15 protein-coding genes are annotated in these 16,962 nt (G+C 70.9%); 13 read left to right on the top strand and 2 right to left on the bottom strand.

The annotated features are described in order from the left end of the window. Window positions 1–32: 32 nt before the first annotated feature. A complete protein-coding gene (locus tag ACLBXX_RS06145; protein WP_447657303.1) occupies window positions 33–1,139 on the bottom strand; it encodes a substrate-binding domain-containing protein in 1,107 nt (368 codons plus the stop codon). Further along, window positions 1,136–3,142 (bottom strand): heparinase II/III domain-containing protein, encoded by a 2,007-nt coding sequence (locus tag ACLBXX_RS06140; RefSeq protein WP_447657302.1) that lies wholly within the window; start codon window positions 3,140–3,142, stop codon window positions 1,136–1,138. Before ACLBXX_RS06140 ends, ACLBXX_RS06145 begins: the two co-directional genes overlap by 4 nt. A 199-nt stretch (window positions 3,143–3,341) precedes the next feature. Between ACLBXX_RS06140 and ACLBXX_RS06135 the strand changes: the two genes are divergently transcribed. From ACLBXX_RS06135 to ACLBXX_RS06075, 13 genes are all read left to right on the top strand, one after another. Beyond that, window positions 3,342–5,333 (top strand): DUF2264 domain-containing protein, encoded by a 1,992-nt coding sequence (locus ACLBXX_RS06135; RefSeq protein ID WP_447657301.1) that lies wholly within the window; start codon window positions 3,342–3,344, stop codon window positions 5,331–5,333. 49 nt (window positions 5,334–5,382) lie between these two features. Next, window positions 5,383–6,690, top strand: a complete 1,308-nt coding sequence (locus ACLBXX_RS06130) for an ABC transporter substrate-binding protein (protein WP_387142172.1) — start codon at window positions 5,383–5,385, stop codon at window positions 6,688–6,690. Between the two features lie 58 nt (window positions 6,691–6,748). Next, the gene (locus tag ACLBXX_RS06125) at window positions 6,749–7,681 is read left to right on the top strand and encodes a carbohydrate ABC transporter permease (protein ID WP_447657300.1); all 933 of its coding nucleotides are present in this window, start codon (window positions 6,749–6,751) and stop codon (window positions 7,679–7,681) included. Then, on the top strand, window positions 7,681–8,646 hold the full coding sequence (locus ACLBXX_RS06120; protein ID WP_387142169.1) for a carbohydrate ABC transporter permease: 966 nt from the start codon (window positions 7,681–7,683) through the stop codon (window positions 8,644–8,646). The genes ACLBXX_RS06125 and ACLBXX_RS06120 overlap by 1 nt, the downstream gene beginning before the upstream one ends. Window positions 8,647–8,650: 4 nt before the next feature. Then, window positions 8,651–9,340, top strand: a complete 690-nt coding sequence (locus ACLBXX_RS06115) for a ferredoxin-NADPH reductase (protein WP_447657299.1) — start codon at window positions 8,651–8,653, stop codon at window positions 9,338–9,340. Between the two features lie 46 nt (window positions 9,341–9,386). Continuing rightward, on the top strand, window positions 9,387–10,571 hold the full coding sequence (locus ACLBXX_RS06110; protein ID WP_447657298.1) for a glycoside hydrolase family 88 protein: 1,185 nt from the start codon (window positions 9,387–9,389) through the stop codon (window positions 10,569–10,571). After that, window positions 10,568–11,437, top strand: coding sequence for a fumarylacetoacetate hydrolase family protein (locus ACLBXX_RS06105; protein WP_447657297.1), 870 nt, complete (start codon window positions 10,568–10,570; stop codon window positions 11,435–11,437). The genes ACLBXX_RS06110 and ACLBXX_RS06105 overlap by 4 nt, the downstream gene beginning before the upstream one ends. Continuing rightward, the gene (gene kduD / locus ACLBXX_RS06100; protein WP_447657296.1) at window positions 11,434–12,198 is read left to right on the top strand and encodes a 2-dehydro-3-deoxy-D-gluconate 5-dehydrogenase KduD; all 765 of its coding nucleotides are present in this window, start codon (window positions 11,434–11,436) and stop codon (window positions 12,196–12,198) included. Before ACLBXX_RS06105 ends, kduD begins: the two co-directional genes overlap by 4 nt. 37 nt (window positions 12,199–12,235) lie before the next feature. Then, on the top strand, window positions 12,236–13,081 hold the full coding sequence (gene kduI / locus ACLBXX_RS06095; RefSeq protein WP_447657295.1) for a 5-dehydro-4-deoxy-D-glucuronate isomerase: 846 nt from the start codon (window positions 12,236–12,238) through the stop codon (window positions 13,079–13,081). Beyond that, the gene (locus ACLBXX_RS06090; RefSeq protein ID WP_447657294.1) at window positions 13,078–13,233 is read left to right on the top strand and encodes a hypothetical protein; all 156 of its coding nucleotides are present in this window, start codon (window positions 13,078–13,080) and stop codon (window positions 13,231–13,233) included. The genes kduI and ACLBXX_RS06090 overlap by 4 nt, the downstream gene beginning before the upstream one ends. 13 nt (window positions 13,234–13,246) lie before the next feature. Further along, window positions 13,247–14,152, top strand: coding sequence for a sugar kinase (locus ACLBXX_RS06085; protein ID WP_447657293.1), 906 nt, complete (start codon window positions 13,247–13,249; stop codon window positions 14,150–14,152). Window positions 14,153–14,261: 109 nt separating this feature from the next. Continuing rightward, complete coding sequence (locus tag ACLBXX_RS06080) at window positions 14,262–14,981, top strand: bifunctional 4-hydroxy-2-oxoglutarate aldolase/2-dehydro-3-deoxy-phosphogluconate aldolase (RefSeq protein ID WP_447657292.1); 720 nt, start codon at window positions 14,262–14,264, stop codon at window positions 14,979–14,981. Next, window positions 14,978–16,786, top strand: a complete 1,809-nt coding sequence (locus ACLBXX_RS06075; RefSeq protein ID WP_447657291.1) for a glycoside hydrolase family 35 protein — start codon at window positions 14,978–14,980, stop codon at window positions 16,784–16,786. The genes ACLBXX_RS06080 and ACLBXX_RS06075 overlap by 4 nt, the downstream gene beginning before the upstream one ends. The last annotated feature ends 176 nt before the right edge of the window (window positions 16,787–16,962 follow it).

The raw sequence follows: 16,962 nt of genomic DNA, 5'->3' as shown, positions 1-16,962 counted from the left end.
GGAACTCTAGCGAGCCCCGGGCGTTTCCGCGCCTACGCGCCGCGGGGCGGAGCTGTCGAGCCGCGGACGTTCAGCGTGGGGTTCAGCACGACGCGGTGCACGGGGCGCGTGGGATCCTCGATGCGCCGCGCCAGCAGGTCGACGGCCGCGCGACCGACCGAGTTGCGCGGCGGGCTCACCGCGGTGAGCGCGGGCGTGAAGAGCTCGGCCACCTCGTCGTCGTACGCGACGACCGACAGGTCGCCGGGCACCGAGATGCCGCGGTTCAGCGCCAGGTCGACGAAGGCCATCGCCTCGGGGTCCGAGTGCACGAGGATCGCCGTGACCGAGGTCGACAGCGCCGCGTCGAGCGTGGCGTCGACGACCGCCGAGAAGTCGGGACTCGTGCGCGGCGGCAGGCTCGTCTCGAAGTGATCCGACGGGGTGAGGCCGAGCTCGAGGCAGGCGGCCTGCCAGCCGGCGGCGATCTTGCGCGAGGTCGGCGAGTCCCGAGCGATGATCAGCCCGACGCGGCGGTGGCCGAGCGAGGCGAGGTGCCGGGCCGCGAGCACGGCGCCGAGCGCGTGGTCGGTCGTGACGTTCTCGACGGGGCTGCCGTCCGGCAGCACCACCGCGTCTCGCTCGACCAGCACATTGGGGACACCGCATTCGGCGAGCCACTGCACGACGTCCTGCGCGTGGGGCGTGTCGGTGTTCGGCGCGACGACGAGCCCGCGCACGCCCTCGGTGTGGACGAGCCGCTCGAGCACCGGGCGCTCGTCCTGCAGCTCGTACGACGCACCGCGCAGCACCACCCGCAGGCCGTGGCGCGTCGCCTCGGTCTCGGCCCCGCGCACGACGCTCGGCCAGTAGAAGCTCAGCGACGGCACGAGCATCGCGATCGATCCGGTACGAGTGGAGGTGAGCGGATGCCCCGGCTCGACGTCGTCGAATCCTCCCGCGGGAGGCACGGCGCCGCCGTGGACGCGCACGAGCAGGCCTTCGCGCTCCATCTGGGCGAGGTCGCGGCGCAGCGTCACCGGGGCGACGCCGAGCTCGTCCATGAGCTGCGCGACCCGCACGGCGCCGTCGCGCTCGAGCGTGGCCATCACGTGCGCCCGCCGTTCCGCGGCCAGCAGCGCCGGAGTCTGGTCGGTCATCGGGCGTCCTCCGCGTTCGTCAGGTCCAGTTCTACCGTGACGGCGACCGCGTCGGCCGTCGTCACGTCGAGATCGAGCCGGGTGAGTCGCGCGCCCCACACGCTGGACAGCACCGGGTCGTCGAGTTCGCGCACCACGAGAGACGCCTCCACGCCCTCCGGCCACGAGATCCGCACGGGGGTCGCGCCGTCGAGCGGCGTGACCGTGATGGATGCGGCCCCTCGGTGCACGTCGCCGGCCAGCAGCATCCGCACCTGGGTCTTCTCGTCCGTCCGGCGCGTTTCGTCTCGCTCGTTCCTTGCTCGCTCGACGAGCGGGCGCTGCCACGCGTCCTCGATCACGACGCGTCGCGTCTCGCGCTCGAGGCGCACCGTGCGCCGCCACGGCGTCGCGCCGGCGTACGCACCCGAGAGGTCGAGCGACATCGACGCGTCATCCACGGATACCTCGACGTCGGATGCCGCGAACCCGGCGCCGGGGCTCTGCTCGACGCCGCCGATCACGGGCACGTTGTGCCACCCGCTCTGCATCGTCCAGATGTCGTAGCGGCCGGGCCCGAATGTCTGCAGGGTGTACGTCGGCCGGCCCGCGTCGACGACGACCGGCACGCCGTCCGACGCGACGACGAACGAGCCGACGTCGTTGTGGTTGTGGTGCTCGCCGTTGTGCCCGCCCTTGACGGCGACCGTCAGGCCGCGCGGGGTCCCGCCGTGCTCACGGGCCAGCAGGACTTCGGTGGAGGGCAGCCAGACGTCGCGCGGGAACGGCGACGTCTCGCGCGCCGCGCCCACCCAGGCGGGATCCGTGATGCCGCGCAGCAGGCGCCCGAAGCCCTCGTGCTCGGTGGCCGCGGGCGTGCCGGCGATGCGATGGGACGCAGCATGGGCGGCAGCATCCGTGTCTCCCGCGTTCCGCGCCGCACGCTGCAGGGCGTGCCAGGGCTGCGCGGCGGAGACGCGCGCCTGTCCGTCGGCGAGGTTCAGGTACCAGTCACCGCCGAGGTGCATGCGATGCGGGAACGCGACGGTCTCGCGCAGCGCCGCGATGCCGGACGCGTCGAGCACTCCCCCGGTCGCGTGGCGCACGATGTCGAGGGCTTCGAGGGCGCGGCACGCGCCGTTCCACCAGTACGCGTACCCCTCGTCGATGGCGCCGTCGGCCGGCAGCACCGAGACGTACCGGTCGATGCCCTCGATGGCCAGGGCGATGGTGCGCGCGCGCTCCTCGGCCTCGGACGGGTCGTCGAGCAGCCGCAGCGCGGCGATGATCACGTTGCCGTGGATCCACGGGTTCCAGTTGTGCACGTCGCCGTCGAGCCCGAGCCAGTGCCAGTCGCGGCGCTCGGTGAACGGCTGGAACACACGCACGCGCGCCTCGTGGCGGATGCGGGAACGGATGCCGGGGTACCGGGCCTCGAGCCGTGCGCCGAGGAGCTGGTCGACCCACGTGAGCAGGGCGACCGCCTCGCCCGCGCCGAGGTCGAGGTACGGCGCGGTCACCGTCGGGAGCACGGAGCCGCGCTCGCGGAACGCATCGTCGTGAGCGGGCCAGCACCACGTGCTCTGCTCGCAGATCAGCCACACGCCGTCGAGCACCTCGGCGAGCCACGCAGGGCCGAGCGCGGGGTCGTCGGCGTGGTGCGCGGCGGCGACCGCCGCGCGGGCGAGGCGGAACTGGCGCTCGAAGACGACGGTCTCCCACCCGACGCGGTCGCCGTCGTCGTGGATGCGCGCCGCGGCGGTGGCGAGCGGGACGCCCCACGGACGGCCGAGGTCTTCGTCGGCGCGCGCGAGCACGTCCGCGATGGCGACGGCGTCGGCGCTGCCGTCGGGCCCCCAGACGGTGCGGTCGGCGGAGGTCGCGACCGGGAGCGCACGGTCTGCGGGAGCGAGGAGGGAGGCGAGGGCCGCGCCGAAGGCACGGTCGGCGCCGGCCTGCCGGTGGTAGACGGCGGCCAGGTCGCCCTCGAACGTCGCGGTCGAGGCATCCGTCGCGGTCGTCAAGGTTCCTCCTCGTTGATTCACCATGGGTGGGGGATCCACCTCGCAGTGAGGCTCGTTATGAACCCAAAGCGATCATAAACGATCATAACGAATCTCAAACAACCTTGCAATGAACGAATTGGGTTGCTACAGTCCCAAACGTTCGCTTTCCGCAGGACCCGATTCCGGCGGCGAGAAGAAGGCATCAAGGGAGATCCCAGTGACGGTCCAGCAGCCCACCACGTCGGCGCACATCGCGACGGGCTTCGATTGGACACGCGACGAATGGCTCGCCTACGCCGATCGCCTGCTCGACACCGCCCGCACCCACGCGTCGCCGGGTGCCGGCCGCATCCACTTCCCGGGCGCCGAGGGCGGCTATGGCCACGCCGTCGACGGGCTCGAGGGCTTCGCCCGCACGTTCCTCCTCGCCGGCTTCCGCATCGCCGGGGCGCGCGGGCAGGGCACCGAGGAGCTCGCCGACTTCTACCGCCGCGGGATCGTGACGGGCGTCGACCCCGAGGCCGAGGACCGCTGGGTGCGTCTCGACGAGCACGCGCAGGCCAAGGTCGAGGCGGCGTCGCTCGCGCTCGTGCTCGACATGACGCGCCCGTGGATCTGGGACCGCCTCGACGCCCTCACCCAGCAGCGGGTCATCGACTACCTCGCGCCCGTCGTGGGCGATGCGACGTACCCCAAGACGAACTGGCTGTGGTTCCGCGTCGTCGTGCAGACGTTCCTCCGCTCGGTCGGCGGGCCCTGGTCGGCGGACGACATCGCCGACGACCTCGCGCTGCACGACGTCCTCGTGCGCGAGGACGGCTGGATCTCGGACGGCTTCGAGCGCTCGTACGACCACTACGTCGGCTGGGCCCTCCACACCTACCCCGTGCTGTGGTCGCGCATGCAGGGCGCTGACGAGCTCGCCGCCGGCCGCACGCCCGGCGACATCGCGCGCCTCGACCGCTTCCTGCAGGACGCCGTCACCCTCGTCGGCGCCGACGGCTCGCCGCTCGTGCAGGGCCGCAGCCTCATCTACCGCTTCGCAGCCGCCGCCCCGTTCTGGGTCGGCGCGATCGCCGAGGTCCCGTCCCTACCGCTCGGGCAGCTGCGCCGTGCGGCGAACGCCGTCGTCGCGCACTTCGACGACGCCGGTGTGCCGGCGCAGGACGGCGTGCTCACCATGGGCTGGCACCACGAGTGGCGTGAGCTCGCCCAGTCCTACTCGGGCCCGGGTTCGCCGTACTGGGCCGTGAAGGGCCTCCTCGGCATCGCGCTCCCGGCGGACCACCCGGTGTGGGCCGCCGAGACCGGGCCGCTGCCGATCGAGTCGGGTGACGAGCTGCGCACGGTGCGCCCCGCGGGCTGGGTGATCTCGGGCACGCAGGCCGACGGCATCGTGCGCATCGTCAACCACGGCACCGACCACGCCGCCGAGGGCAGCCTCGTCGGCGACTCGCCGCTCTACGCCCGCATCGGGTACTCGACTGCGGCGGGCCCGCTCGCGAACCAGCGCGCGTTCGAGGAGCCCCTCGAGCAGTCCGTCGCCCTCGTGGACGCCGCCGGCCGCGCGACCCACCGCGCCGCGATGGACCTCATCGACGTGCGCGTCCAGGACGACGAGGGCGGCCGCGTCGGCATCGCCGCCTCCGTCTCGCGCGCCCACTGGATCGACCTGCGCCCTTCTGCCCAGCGCCACGGCTCGGGCATCGACGGCGACATCGAGATCGCCGGCCTCGTCGAGGTGCACTCGCTCGTGCGCGGCCCGTGGGAGGCGCGCCTCGTTCGCGTCGCCTCGCTCGAGTCCGGCGTCGACGCCGCGTCGCTCCGCCTCCGCCTGGGCGGCTGGGCGCTGGCAGCCGCTTCGCTCGACGGCACGACGGTGGATCCTGCCGCCTCGGTGATCGCGAAGGGGCTGAGCAGCAGCATCCGTCCCCTTCTCGGTGACGGTGAGACGAGCGTCGAGACGCGCGAGGACGCCAGCCCGCTGGGGCCCGTCGCCGGCGTGCCGCTCGTGTCGTTCCCGGTCGAGCCGGGCACGTGGAGCGCGACGCTTGTAGAGCTCACCGCCGCAGACCTCGCATCGCCCGCCGATGCCGCACAGGTCGTCCTCGACGAGGACGGCGACCAGACCACCGCCACGGTCATCTGGCCGGACGGAACGGCGACCACGAGTCGCCTCGCACACCCCGGATCCCCCGCGAACCGGTAACCCTCCGGGCCCGAGGACGGGTCCGCAATCACAAAGGAGTACCCCCAGAATGAAGCGCTCATACGCTGCCGCGGCCGGCATCGCCGTGGTCGCAACGCTCGCTCTCGCCGGCTGCAGTGGCGGCGGCGACGACGCGGCCGCGCCCGAGGAGTCGTCGGGTCCGGTCACGCTGTCCCTCTCGGGCTGGAGCCTCGACACGACGCCGGAGTTCCAGGCGCTCGCCGACGCGTTCCACGAGGAGAACCCCGACATCACGGTCGAGCTCAAGGGCTACGACGCGGCGGAGTACAACACGTTGCTCACCGCCGACCTCGCTGCGGGCTCCGGCCCCGACATCATCACGCAGAAGGAGGTCAAGTTCGTCCCGACGTTCGTCGAGGGCGGCCAGCTCCTCGACGTGTCGGATGTCGAGCTGCCCGACGGCATCAGCGGCGCCAAGTCGTACGAGGTCGACGGCACGGCGTACGCGGTGCCCTACCGCAACGACTCGTGGGTCCTGTACTACAACAAGGCGCTCTTCGACCAGGCCGGCGTCGAGTACCCCGACGGCTCGTGGACGTGGGACGACTACAGCGACGCCGCGGCGGCGCTGACCGAGGGCATCGCCGCTGCGGGCGGCTCGGCCAAGGGCGCGTACCTCCACAACTGGCAGTCGACCGTCCAGGGCTTCGCGAACGCGCAGTCCGACGGCGACATCCTCAAGGGCGAGTACGACTACATGGAGCCCTTCTACGACAACGTGCTCGCACTGCAGTCGGCCGGCGACCAGGTGGACTTCAACACCGCCAAGGCGAACCAGCTCACCTACCAGGGCGAGTTCGGCAAGCAGAACGCCGCGATGCTCCAGATGGGCACGTGGTTCGTCGCGACGCTGATCGCGCAGCAGGCCTCGGGCGACGCCGATGACTTCGAGTGGGGCATCGCGCCGATCCCGCAGGTCTCGTCGAAGACCGCGGGTCTGGACAACACCCCCGTCACCTTCGGTGACCCGACCGGCTTCGGCATCAACGCCGGCATCGACGAGTCGAAGGTGGCTGCGGCCAAGAAGTTCCTCGCCTTCGCCGCCGGTGAAGAGGGCGCCCAGGTGCTCGCGAACATCGGCATCACGCCGGCGCTGCTGACCGACTCGGTCGTCGAGACCTACTTCTCGGTCGACGGTGCTCCCACCGACGACCTGTCGAAGTTCGCGTACTCGACGCACGAGGTGCACCCGGAGAACCCGACGTCGAGCAAGACGGCGGCGATCCAGGGCATCCTCGGCGACATGCACACCGCGATCATGTCGGGCTCCAAGAGCGTCTCGGACGCCATCACGGAGGCCCAGGACCGCGTGGCCAACGAGGTCGGCACCGACTGATCTCCCCGGGCCCTCCGGGCACCGCCCCCCGACTTCACCACCCCACTGGAGGTCCGCCATGGCGACCATCACCGCCACAGAGGCCGGCACCGCGCCGCCGCCCGTGCGCCGCCGGCGCTCGAAGCTGCGGCTGCGCAACACCCTCATCGGGTGGAGCTTCATCCTTCCGAACTTCATCGGCTTCGGGCTGCTCACGCTCATCCCGATCGTCGTGCTGTTCTACATGTCGTTCACCAACTGGAACGTCTTCGGCAAGGCCGACTGGGTCGGCCTCGCCAACTTCACGCGGCTCATCGGCGACGGCAGCTTCCGCATCTCGGTCCTCAACACCCTGTACTACTCGGTGCTGCACATCCCGCTGACGATCGTCGTCTCGCTCGGTCTCGCGCTGCTGCTCAACAACAAGCTCCGCGGCGTCGCCTTCTTCCGCACCGCCGCGTTCTTCCCCTACATCACCTCGATCGTCGCGATCGCGGTCGTGTGGAACCTGCTCTTCAGCCCCGAGTACGGCCCGATCAACGAGTTCCTCCGCTTCATCGGCATCCAGAACCCGCCCGGATGGCTCACCTCCCCCGAGTGGGCGATGCCCGCCGTCGTCATCGTCGGCACGTGGCGTGACATGGGCTACTACATGATCCTCTTCCTCGCGGGCCTGCAGACGGTCCCCCGCGAGCTGCACGAGGCCGCCCGCGTCGACGGCGCGAGCGTGTGGCAGCGGTTCGTCAACGTGACCCTGCCGTGCCTGCGTCCCACCATGTTCTTCGTCACCGTGATGCTGACGATCAACTCGTTCAAGATCTTCGACCTGATCCTCGTCATGACCGACGGCGGCCCGGGTCAGTCCACCCTCGTGATGTCGCAGTTCATCTACCGCAAGGGCTTCGAAGAGAGCCAGTTCGGCTACGCGTCGGCCGCTGCCGTGGCGCTGTTCTTCATGTGCATCATCGTCACGATCGTGCAGTTCCTCTGGAACAAGAAGCGGAGCAGCTGATGGCCGAGCAGATCGAGAAGGACGCCGAGCTCCTCGTCTCCGACTTCACCGCCCCCGCGGGCGCACGTCGCGGACTGCGCAAGCTCGCCGAAGAGACTCCGGAGCAGCAGCCCCGGGTCTCCTACACCGAGAAGATGACCCCCGGCCGTCGCATCGCCCGCATCGCGATGTACGTCGGACTCGTCATCTTCGCCATCGGACTCCTCACGCCGTTCGTGTGGATGGTGCTGAGCTCGTTCAAGTCCGCCAACGAGGTCTTCTCGGTGCCGGTGAAGTGGCTCCCCGAGACGTGGGTGTGGCAGAACTACATCGACATCTGGACCGAGTCGAACATGCTCGTCTGGATCCGCAACACGCTGTTCCTGGCCGTGGTCGTCACGTTCCTGCAGGTGCTGACGGGCTCCTTCGCGGCGTACGGCTTCGCCCGGATGCGCTTCCGCGGCCGCGACGTGCTGTTCCTGCTCTACGTCGGCACGATCGCCGTCCCGTGGCAGTCGTACATGATCCCGCAGTTCATCCTGCTCTCGAACTTCAAGGTGTCGAACACGCTGTGGTCGATCATCCTGCTGCAGGCGTTCGGCGCGTTCGGCGTGTTCCTGATGAAGCAGTTCTACGAGACGATCCCCGAGGAGCTCTCGGAGGCGGCACGTCTGGACGGCCTCAGCGAGTACGCGATCTGGCGCAAGATCATGCTGCCGCTGTCGATCCCGGCGCTCGCCTCGCTGACGCTGCTCACGTTCGTCAACACCTGGAACGACTACCTCGGGCCGCTCATCTACCTGCGCAACCCCGACCTCTGGACGATCCAGCTCGGCCTCAAGGGCTTCGTCTCGAACCTCTTCGACACGAACTACGCACTGCTGTTCGCCGGCCTGACGATCTCGGTCATCCCGATCGCGATCATCTTCCTGCTCGGCCAGAAGTACTTCGTCGAGGGCATCGCGACGAGCGGTCTGAAGGGCTGAGGCCATGAAGAAGCTCAACGGGCTGGTGTCGCACGAGACGTGGGCGTCCCTCATCGGGATGATCTACCTCGGGCTCATCGTGAACCTGCTGCTGGTGGTCTCGTCGCTGCCGCTCGTGGTGCTGCTGGTCACGACCGACCCGCTGTACTCGTGGCCGCTGCTCGCGATCGCCGCGCCGCTCGCCGCCCCCGGTCTCGCTGCCGCGTTCCGCGCGTTCCGCGAGCACGGGGAGGGCGGGCGGGGCCCGATCCGAGCCTTTTTCGCGGGGCTCCGCGCCACGTGGCGTCGTGCGCTCCTGATCGGTGCCGCGGTCGCGGCGGTGATCGTGGTGCTGCTCGTGGACGTGCGGATGCTGTCGAACACGGCCGTCGCCGTGTTCACCGTCCCGCTCCTCGGCGTGCTGGCGCTGCTCGCGATCGCGGTCGGGCTCGTCGCCCTGGTGGCGATCGCGGAGGTGCCGGCCGCGCGCCTGCGTGACGTGCTGCGGGCCAGCCTCTACCTGAGCCTGCGCCGCTGGTACCTCACGGCCGCGTCGCTGGCCGCCCTCGCGGCACAGGTCGCCGTGTTCGCCACCGCGCCCGCTCTCGGGCTCGGCCTCACGGCCTCCGCCGCCCTCTTCTTCGCGTGGACCAACTCGCGCTTCACGCTCCGCCCCGTGCTCGATCTCGACGAGAAGGCCGCCGCGCAGGCCTGAGCCCGCGGCATCCATTCTCTGCATATACCTCAGAAGGAATCTCTCCATGACGTCCACCTCGCCCGCCGCGGGCACCACCGAGACCACGACCGACGCGGCCATCGCCGCCGCGCTGTCGACGATCCGGCGCAACATCGCGAAGTTCGGGGGCTCGTACCCCGACGACACGACGGTGGACGACCGCTACGAGCTGCGTCCCGCCGAGGGCGGCATCCCGCTCGGCGGCAACCGCGGCTGGACCACGAGCTTCCGCACCGGTCTGCTGTGGCTGGCGTGGGAGCTGTCCGGCGACGAGGACTACCGCGACGCCGCGCGGATCGACGCGGCCGACTTCGAGCGTCGCGTGCGCGGCGAGGAGGACCTCGACACCCACGACCTCGGGTTCCTGTACACGCTGTCGACGGTCGCCGCCTGGCGCCTGGTGGGCGACCCGAAGGCGCGTGACGCGTCGCTGCTCGCCGCGGACCACCTCATGCGGCGGTTCCTCGAGCCCGCGGGCATCATCCAGGCGTGGGGCGACCTCTCCGACCCCGCCCAGCGCGGCCGCACGATCATCGACAGTCTCATGAATATGCCGCTGCTGACATGGGCCCACGAGCAGACCGGCGAGGAGCGCTTCGCGGACGCCGTGGTGCGCCACACCGCGCAGCTGCGCGAGCACATCCTCCGCGAGGACGACTCCACCTTCCACACGTTCTACTGGGACGCCGAGACCGGCGAGGCCCTCCGCGGCGGCACCGAGCAGGGCGCGGCCGACGAGTCGTGCTGGGCGCGCGGGCAGGCGTGGGGCATCTACGGCTTCGCGATGAACTACGCGGTGACCGGCGACGAGCGCCTGCTCGAGGCATCCCGTCGCTGCACGGAGTACTTCCTGCGCCACCTGCCGGCCGACGAGGTGCCGTTCTGGGACCTCGTCTACACCGACGGCAGCGACGCGCCGCGCGACAGCTCCGCCGCCGCGATCGCGGTGTGCGGCCTGCTCGAGCTCGCGAAGGTGGAGACGGATGCTGAGCGCGCCGCCGGGTGGAGTGCCCGGGCGCACTCGATCCTGGCGTCGCTCATCGCGAACTACACGCCGGTGAACGCCGAGGACTCCGACGCGCTGATCCTGCACTCGGTCTACGACCTGCCGAAGGACAACGGCGTCGACGAGGGAACGCTGTGGGGCGACTACTTCTACCTCGAGGCTCTGATGCGCGTCGCGCGTCCGGAGTGGAGGAAGTACTGGTGAGGCTCGTCACCTACGCCGGTTCGGACGCCACTCGGCCGGCCGCGGTCGTCGCGGGGGATCGCGTGCTCGACCTGGGCGGGATCGCCGGTTCGGTGACGGCGCTGCTCTCGTCGGACGCCGCTCTGGCGGCGGCGCGGGAAGCGGTGGCGTCGGCCGATGCGGATTCTCTTCCGGTGCTCGATGCGGCTGCCCTTCTCGCACCTGTGGTGCCGGGCAAGATCCTCTGCCTCGGCTACAACTACCGCGGACACGTGCCGGACGGCGTCGACCCGACCGCGAACGACCCCGAGTATCCGGACGTGTTCGTCAAGACGTCGAACACGCTCGCGGGCCCGAACGACGCCGTCGTGATCCCTCCGGGCGCGACCGATGTCGACTACGAGGGCGAGGTCGCGGTCGTCATCGGCCGTCGCGCCCAGCGCGTGGCGCTCGAGGACGCCCTCGACCACGTCGGCGGCTACACGATCCTCAACGACGTGTCGGACCGCGCATGGCAGCGCCGGCAGAGCCAGTGGGCGCTCGGCAAGTGCTCCGACGGCTTCGCGCCGCTGGGACCGTGGGTCGTCACGCCCGACGAGGCGCCGGACCCGCAGGACCTCCTCGTGGAGGTCGTGCGCGATGGTGTCGTCACGGTGTCGCAGTCGACGTCGACCACGATCTTCAGCGTGGCGTACGTCATCCATCACCTCAGCCAGGTGCTGACCCTCGAGCCGGGCGACATCGTCTCGACCGGCACACCGCAGAAGCTGCCCGCCGCGCAGGACGCGCACCGCCCGCTCGCCGACGGCGACGCGGTCACCGTGCGCATCTCCGGCCTCGGCGAGCTCACCACCCGATTCATCGCAAGCCAGGAGTCCGCCGCATGATCCTCGATTCGTTCCGCCTCGACGGCAAGGTCGCGCTCGTCACCGGTTCGAGCCGCGGGTTGGGCCAGGGTGTCGCTGTCGCTCTGGCGGAGGCCGGGGCCGACGTGGCGCTCCTCGACCGCGGCGACGCATCGGCCACCGCCGAGCTCATCGAGGCGACCGGCCGCCGGGTCCACCGCGTGCAGCGCGATCTCGTGTCGGCCACGCCCGACGAGCTGTCCGCCGCGGTCGACGAGGTGATCGCCGAGCTCGGGGGCCTCGACATCCTCGTGAACAACGCCGGCACCATCCGCCGCTCGCCCGCCGCCGAGTACCCGCTCGGCGACTGGGACGACGTGCTCGCGATCAACCTCGACGCGGTGTTCCACCTGTCGCAGGCCGCCGGCCGCCACATGCTCGCGAACGGTGGGGGACGCATCATCAACGTCGCGTCGATGCTGTCGTTCCAGGGCGGCATTCTCGTTCCGGCATACACCGCCTCCAAGCACGCCGTCGCCGGGCTCACCAAGGCACTCGCGAACGAGTGGGCGGCTGCGGGCGTCACCGTCAACGCCGTCGCCCCCGGCTATATGGCGACCGACAACACCGCACCGCTGCGTGCCGACGAGGACCGCGCCGCGTCGATCCTGTCGCGCATCCCCGCAGGACGGTGGGGCGAGGCATCCGATCTGCAAGGCGTCTTCGTCTTCCTCGCCTCCGACGCCGCCGCCTATGTGACAGGCGCCGTCATCCCCGTCGACGGCGGCTGGCTCGTCCGCTGACCCTTACGCACCCCCACGCCGAACCAGGAGAGAACTCGTGACCGAGACGCACATCCCGCAGCGCTACGCGACCAACCCCGCCCAGATCCCGGGCATGACGACGCAGGACCTGCGCGACACGTACCTCATCCCCGACGTCTTCGTGCCGGGAGAGATCCGCCTCACATACACGCACCACGACCGGATCGTGCTCGGCGGAGCCGTGCCCGCAGGTTCGGTGCTCGAGCTCGGCGGATACCCCGAGATCCGCAGCGACCACTTCCTCGAGCACCGCGAGGTCGGCATCATCAACGTCGGCGGCACCGGCACGGTCACCGCCGACGGCGAGGTCTACACGCTCGTCAAGGGCGCGTGCCTTTACCTCGGCCGGGGCATCAAGGACGTCTCGTTCGCCGACGCTTCCGGTGAGAGCGGGGCGCAGTTCTACCTCTTCTCGGCTCCCGCTCACACCGCGTACCCGTCGGCCCTCGTGTCGCCCGGCGAGGGCACCGTGCGCGAGCTGGGCGACCAGCTGACCTCCAACCGCCGCACGCTCAACCAGTACATCCACGAGAACGGCGTGAAGAGCTGCCAGATCGTCATGGGCGTCACCGAGCTGCACCCGGGCTCGATGTGGAACACCATGCCGGCGCACACGCACGACCGCCGCACCGAGTGCTACCTGTACTTCGACCTCCCCGAGGACGCCCGCGTCATCCACCTCATGGGCGAGCGCGCGGAGACGCGTCACCTCGTGATCGCCGACCGCCAGGCCGTCATCTCGCCCTCGTGGTCGCTGCACTCCGGCGTCGGCACGTCGGCGTACACCTTCATCTGGGCGATGGCCGGCGAGAACCAGGCGTTCGACGACATGGACGCCGCCCCCGTCACCGACCTGCGATGACGCGGCTCGACGCCGCCGGCGCTGCGCCGGCGGTTGCCGGGATGCGGAGATCCGGCGGAACTCGGACCGATGCCGCGAACCTGTCCGAGTTCGGCGGGATCTCCGAGTTTCGCGTGATCGCGCAGGGGAGGGCGACGGATGCGGCAGCCTGACTACGCTGGCGGGGTGCCCCGGACTCTGCTCGCGATCGGCGAGACGATGGCGATGGTGACGCCCGTCGTCGCGACTCCCGTCGCCGACGCCGACGCGTTCCTGCTCGATGCCGGGGGAGCGGAGTCGAATGTCGCCGCGCACGTGGCCGCGCTCGGACACCGTGCCGTCTGGTTCAGCCGGCTCGGCGAGGATGCTCTCGGGCACCGCATCGCCCGCCAGCTGTCGGGGCGGGGCGTGGATGTCTCGCGCGTGGTGTTCGATGACGGGCACCCGACCGGGCTGTACGTGAAGGACCCCGGCAACGGGGTGCTCTACTACCGTCGGGGCTCCGCTGCGGCGCATCTGTCGGAGTCCGACGCGGCCGACGTGTCGTTCGACGGCGTCGACCTGCTGCACGTCTCGGGCATCACGGCCGCGATCTCGGCGTCCGCGGCCGCGTTCCTCACGCGGGTGATCGCTCGCGCCCGGGAGCACGGCGTGCCGGTCTCGTTCGACGTCAACCACCGCGCGCCGCTGTGGGATGCTGCGACCGCCGCCCCCGCGCTGCTCGAGCTCGCCCGCAGCGCCGACATCGTGCTCGTGGGCCGCGACGAGGCCGAGACGCTCTGGGCCACTCCGACCGCGACCGACGTGCGTGCCCTCCTGCCGGATGTCGCCGAGCTCATCGTCAAAGACGGCGACATCGGCGCGACGGCCTTCGTCGGCGACGAGGTGGTGTTCGAGCCGGCGCTCGTCGTCGAGGTCGTCGAGCCCGTGGGCGCCGGCGACGCGTTCGCGGGCGGATACCTCGCGGGCCGGCTCTCGGGCGACGCGGTGTCCGACCGACTGCGCGCCGGCCACGCCCGCGCCGCCCGCACCCTCCAGACCACCACCGACTCGATCGACGAGCCCACCGCCGGAATCCCGACCGCGACATGACGGGTTCGGGCGCATCCCGAACCTTCGGCGCGCACGCCGCACACCCCGAACGCACGCGGTCGCCCCGACCCGCAACGATGACCGAACCCGACACCCGAAGGACCCGCGAATGACTTCCCAGCCCACCTCATCGAGCGCACTGGTCCCCACGCCCCCTCCGGTCGCCGCTGGCGCGTCGGCCGGAGCCTCCGGGCGCGTGGGCCTAGCTGCCGCCCAGGGCGCCTGGTTCGACACGGCGTTCGCCGGGGCGCCGCTGATGGCGATCCTCCGCGGCATGGGCGTCGAGCGCTCGGTGCGCCTCTCCGAGACCGCGTGGGACCGCGGAATCGACTCCGTCGAGGTGCCGCTGCAGACCGACGAGGACGAGCGCGCCCTGCGTGCCGTCGTGGAGGCGGCGAACGCCCGCGGCAAGAGCGTCGGCGCCGGCACGATCATCACGCCGGAGCAGGTGGCGCGTGCCGCCGACGCCGGCGCGGTGTATCTCGTCTCGCCGGGACTCGACCCGGTCGTCGTCCGGGCGGCGCAGGATGCCGGCATCCCGATCCTCCCCGGAGTCGCGACGCCCAGCGAGGTCCAGCTCGCCGTCTCGCTCGGGCTGACGTGGCTCAAGGCGTTCCCCGCGACGTGGCTCGGCAGCGGGTGGTTCACGCACATCCGCGGACCGTTCCCGCAGGTGAAGTTCGTCGCCACCGGCGGGCTCGACGCCTCGAACGTCGAGGAGTTCCTCGACGCCGGGGTGCGCGTCGCCGCCGTCGGCTCGGCCCTCGAAGACGCATCCCAGCTCGAGCGTCTCGCCGCGGTGCTTCGCGCGCGCACGGCTGCGCGATGACCGCCGACGCGCGCTCGTTCGCCATCGGCGAGACCGACTTCCTCCTCGACGGAGAGCCTTTCCGCGTGCTCGCCGGTGCTCTGCACTACTTCCGGGTGCACCCGGGGCAGTGGGCGGACCGCATCCGCAAGGCGAAGCTGATGGGGCTCAACACCATCGAGACGTACGTGGCGTGGAACGCTCACGAGCCGGTGCGGGGCGAGTGGGACGCGACCGGCTGGAACGACCTCGGCCGGTTCCTCGACCTCGTCGCGGCGGAGGGCATGCACGCGATCGTGCGGCCCGGTCCCTACATCTGCGCCGAATGGCACAACGGGGGACTCCCCGTCTGGCTGACGGCGCTCGAGGGCGTCGGCCTTCGCCGTTCCGAGCCCCGCTACCTCGAAGAGGTCACCGCATACCTCGAGCGGGTGTACGAGATCGTGGCGCCGCACCAGATCGACCGTGGCGGACCCGTCATCCTGGTGCAGATCGAGAACGAGTACGGCGCGTACGGCGACGACACCGCTTACCTGGAGCACCTCGTGCGGGTCACGAAGGACGCCGGCATCACGGTCCCGCTCACCACGATCGACCAGCCGACGGACCAGATGCTCAGCGACGGCAGCGTCGCGGGGGTGCACCTCACGGGCTCGTTCGGGTCTCGCGCGGCCGAGCGCCTCGAGACCCTGCGCCGTCACCAGCCCACCGGGCCGCTCATGTGCGCCGAGTTCTGGGACGGCTGGTTCGACTGGTGGGGCAACACCCACCACACGACCCCGGCGGCGGCGTCGGCCGCCGAGCTCGACGCGCTGCTGGCGTCGGGCGCGTCCGTGAACTTCTACATGTTCCACGGCGGCACCAACTTCGGGCTGACGAACGGTGCGAACGACAAGGGCCGCTACCTGCCGATCGTGACGTCGTACGACTACGACGCCCCGCTCGACGAGCGCGGCGATCCGACCGAGAAGTACTTCGCGTTCCGTGACGTCATCGCGAAGTACGCGCCGGTGCCCGAGGAGGTGCCCGCGGTCAGCGGGCCCGCGCCGGCATTCGCGGTCGCACTGGAGCCGGTCACGGCCGAGGCGGCGGCTGGGCCCACGCGCCCGGAGGCTCCGGCCGACGCGCCAGCGGCGACCGGAGGGGGCGTGGGGACCGGTTCCCGTCATGACCTGCCGCCGACGTTCGAGCAGCTCGAGCACCTGAGCGCCCTCGTCGCGTACGAGGCCGAGCTCGACGGCCGCGGGGGAGTGCTGCGCTTCGGCGAGGTGCGCGACCACGCGTGGGTCTCGGCCGACGGTGTGGCGGTGGGCACGCTGTCGCGGACTCGTCACGAGGATGCGCTCGTCGTTCCCGCGGGCCGCCGTGTGCGGGTCCTCGTGGAGGAGCAGGGCCGCGTCAACTACGACGTGCGTCTCGGCGAACCCAAGGGTCTCTTCGGTCCGGTGACGCTGGCGGGTGAGCCCCTCACCGGGTGGACCGCGACACCCATCGACGTCGCCGCTCTGGGCGCTTCGGCGATGGATGCCGCTCCCGCCGCCTCCGCAGATCCCGGCGTCGCCCCGTTCGTGCTGCGAGGCTCGTTCGCGCTCGACGAGCCGACCGACCTCTTCCTCGACACGAACGGCTGGGGCAAGGGCTTCGCTCTCGTGAACGGCTTCCTGCTCGGCCGCTACTGGTCGAGCGGCCCCCAGCGCACCCTCTACGTGCCGGCTGCCGCGCTGACCGCGGGGGAGAACGTCGTCGTGGTGGTCGAGCTGGATCGCGTCACGGAGGCCGAGGCGCACTTCGTCGCCGAGCCCGACCTCGGCCCGCTCGAGGAGTAGCCGGCGGCGAGGCTGCGGCTGAGTCGCCCTCCGCGTGATCGGCGTCTAGATGTGATGTCCAGGGACGTTGTTTTGTGAATCGCGGTTGAGCTGCTGATAGGTGAAGGCCTCCGGTTGTGAAGTGGAGCTGTCTAGAAACCGCTTCACGAACCAGGAGGCCTTCGTGTCCCACGCTA

The organism is Microbacterium sp. C23T (assembly GCF_053345975.1).
Note: the sequence above shows the minus strand (reverse complement) of the source record. Positions and strands in the feature narration are given on the sequence as shown.

Bases quoted from the DNA above. Each gene is read 5' to 3' on its own strand.
- ACLBXX_RS06145 (WP_447657303.1), bottom strand. From the start codon at position 1,139: ATGACCGACCAGACTCCGGCGCTGCTGGCCGCGGAACGGCGGGCGCAC.
- ACLBXX_RS06130 (WP_387142172.1), top strand. From the start codon at position 5,383: ATGAAGCGCTCATACGCTGCCGCGGCCGGCATCGCCGTGGTCGCAACG.
- ACLBXX_RS06125 (WP_447657300.1), top strand. From the start codon at position 6,749: ATGGCGACCATCACCGCCACAGAGGCCGGCACCGCGCCGCCGCCCGTG.
- ACLBXX_RS06120 (WP_387142169.1), top strand. From the start codon at position 7,681: ATGGCCGAGCAGATCGAGAAGGACGCCGAGCTCCTCGTCTCCGACTTC.
- ACLBXX_RS06115 (WP_447657299.1), top strand. From the start codon at position 8,651: ATGAAGAAGCTCAACGGGCTGGTGTCGCACGAGACGTGGGCGTCCCTC.
- ACLBXX_RS06110 (WP_447657298.1), top strand. From the start codon at position 9,387: ATGACGTCCACCTCGCCCGCCGCGGGCACCACCGAGACCACGACCGAC.
- kduD (WP_447657296.1), top strand. From the start codon at position 11,434: ATGATCCTCGATTCGTTCCGCCTCGACGGCAAGGTCGCGCTCGTCACC.
- ACLBXX_RS06090 (WP_447657294.1), top strand. From the start codon at position 13,078: ATGACGCGGCTCGACGCCGCCGGCGCTGCGCCGGCGGTTGCCGGGATG.
- ACLBXX_RS06080 (WP_447657292.1), top strand. From the start codon at position 14,262: ATGACTTCCCAGCCCACCTCATCGAGCGCACTGGTCCCCACGCCCCCT.
- ACLBXX_RS06075 (WP_447657291.1), top strand. From the start codon at position 14,978: ATGACCGCCGACGCGCGCTCGTTCGCCATCGGCGAGACCGACTTCCTC.